Raw genomic sequence first — 1,875 nt, 5'->3', positions numbered from 1 at the left:
TCGAACGCACGTGAGACTTGGTGCGTGATTCTGGTCAGCGCAAGCTGACATCTTCTTTTCAGAATCACTGCACTCTATACTCCGTTCCGGTCGGCGCAAAACCATTGTCTCCCAGACAATGTGCGCCCTCGCGGAGCATTTATCTCAGTCGGAGATTGAACTCCCACTGAGAAATACTTGTTACTACTCACCACTTGCAGGACGCCACTGAAAAAGTGGTCGTAAAATCATATATCTGATATAATTAAGGTATCATAATTGTCGGAGGTTGAAATGTTATCATCCCAACTTAAACTTGGCCTTAGTTATTATTCAGATTTATATGACATGATTGTTCCAAAAGATCATATTCTAAGAAAAATCAGGGAATTGGTCGATTTTTCTTTTATATATGATGAATTAAAAAATAAATATTGCCTTGATAATGGACGTAATGCAAAAAACCCTATATTGCTATTTAAATATCTGCTTTTAAAATATCTTTATAACCTTTCTGATAATGGTGTTGTTGAAAGATCACGATATGATATGTCTTTTAAATATTTTCTGGAATTAACGCCAGAAGAAGAGGTTATCCATCCTAGTCTTTTAACCAAATTCAGAAAGCAGCGTTTAAAAGATGAAAATATACTTGATCTGCTCATAAATAAAAGTGTAGAACTTGCCATAAATCAAGGTGTTTTAAAAAGCAATACTATAATTGTTGACTCAACTCATACAGAAGCCCGTTATCATAAAACTACTCAGAGAGAAATGTTGAAAAAAGCCTCTACTTCTTTAAAAGCAGCTTTAAAAGATTCTGATAAAGACATTTATCTGCCAGATGAACCTGAAAAACGAGCTTCTTTAGATGAGTATAATGAATACTGTCATGCATTATTAAACACAGTTCAGGAAAGTCCGTATTCAGAACTGCCAACGATTAAAGAAGAATCTTCTATGTTATCCGAAATTTTGGATAATCAGATTGATTGTTATGATCAATCCATTGACCCGGATGCCCGGATTGGCCATAAAACGGTCAATTCTTCTTTTTACGGATACAAAACTCATTTGGCCATGACAGATGAACGGATTATCACAGCAGCAACAATCACATCCGGCGAAGCATTTGATGGTCAGGAACTTCCAGTACTGGTTCAAAAAAGTAAAGTAGCAGGTGCAACCGTTAATGAAGTAATAGCAGATACCGCATATTCCACACTGGAAAATTTAAAAGACGCACAAAGCAATGACTATAAATTAATTTCAAAGCTTAACCCGAGCATCATAAAAGGGACTCGTTCAGAGGACGGCTTTATCTTTAATAAAGATGCGGATACCATGCAGTGCCCAGCGGGGCATTTGGCTATAAAATATCGAATTGACAAACGTAGTAATCAGAAAAAGAATACACGTATCAAATATTTTTTCGATATTAATAAATGCCATGTCTGTCCTTATCGTAATGGCTGCTATAAAGAAAATGCAAAAACCAAAACGTATAGTATCACTATTAAATCGGATTATCATAAAAATCAAGAAGCGTTTCAAAAAACACAATATTTCAAGGAACGTTTCAAAACCCGCTATATGATAGAGGCAAAAAATAGTGAATTAAAAAATATACACGGATATAGTCGTTGTGATGCTGCTGGACTATCAAACATGCAACTTCAAGGAGCAGTATCAATATTTGCAGTCAATTTAAAACGAATTTTAAAACTAAAGGGAGAAGTCTGCCCAAATGAGGAAGAATAGGAAAATTCATCTCTCAAAAGGGTAGATTTTGCATCCCTCAAAACACTATTTTAGCAATATTTTATTATCAAGGAACATTTTTTCACATATTTGACGCCCTGCGATACTAAACTTACCACTTTTTCAGTGGCGTCC

General features: G+C 35.4%; 1 protein-coding gene. It reads left to right on the top strand.

Annotation, left to right across the window (positions count from 1 at the left end; all coding sequences use genetic code 11):
- The first annotated feature begins 273 nt into the window (after positions 1–273).
- The gene (locus DXB15_RS06055) at positions 274–1,740 is read left to right on the top strand and encodes an IS1182 family transposase (protein ID WP_118702324.1); all 1,467 of its coding nucleotides are present in this window, start codon (positions 274–276) and stop codon (positions 1,738–1,740) included.
- Positions 1,741–1,875 lie beyond the last annotated feature (135 nt).

Origin of the sequence: Roseburia sp. OM02-15, from assembly GCF_003481835.1 — a bacterium.
Taxonomy (GTDB): Bacteria; Bacillota; Clostridia; order Lachnospirales; family Lachnospiraceae; genus Eubacterium_I; species Eubacterium_I ramulus_A.
This window is presented reverse-complemented; position numbering and strand designations above follow the sequence as displayed.